This window comes from Paenibacillus sp. 598K (assembly GCF_003851045.1).
In the GTDB taxonomy this organism is placed as follows: domain Bacteria; phylum Bacillota; class Bacilli; order Paenibacillales; family Paenibacillaceae; genus Paenibacillus_D.
In genome coordinates this window covers 451-1003 of the sequence record NZ_BFBX01000242.1, presented here as the reverse complement: position 1 = coordinate 1003, position 553 = coordinate 451, and the positions used below count along the sequence as shown (strand labels likewise).

At 63.8% G+C, this 553-nt stretch carries 1 protein-coding gene; it reads left to right on the top strand.

The genetic code is table 11. The features are described from left to right. Positions 1-553: HAMP domain-containing protein (locus tag PA598K_RS34820; protein WP_128661278.1), on the top strand; the 553-nt coding region annotated here is incomplete at both ends.

Genomic DNA, 553 nt, shown 5'->3' with positions numbered 1-553 from the left:
CGGAGGCGCTGCGCAGCTATGTGCCGGTCGACGGCATGGTCCGAATCGTCGGCGACAGCGGCATCGATTATCCGGGCATCACCTCGCCTGGGCAGGAGTCGCTGATGGAGTTGCCGGCCCGTTACGCGACCGAGCGTCGAGCGGGTACGATCCGTCATGACGGGCAGCTCTATGCGGCCGTCTCCGTGCCGGTCATCTGGACGGCAGGCGAGGTTGTCGAGATCCAGCTCCTCCACCATCTCGGGGATCGTCAGGCTACATTGCAGACGCTGCGAATCGTGCTGCTGGCGATGACGTCGCTGGCGCTCATCCCGGTGCTGCTGTCGAGCCGGCTGCTCGGTCGGCTGATCATGCAGCCGATCGCCGCGATGACAGCGACGATGCGGGACATCCGCAGCAGCGGTCAGTTCCGACGACTGGAGCTGCAGGAGAGCTCACGCGACGAGCTGGTCGAGATGGGTGTCACCTTCAACGAGATGATGGAGCTGCTCGAGGCGAACTATGATCGGCAGGAGAAATTCGTCTCCAATGCCTCCCATGAGCTGAAGACGCC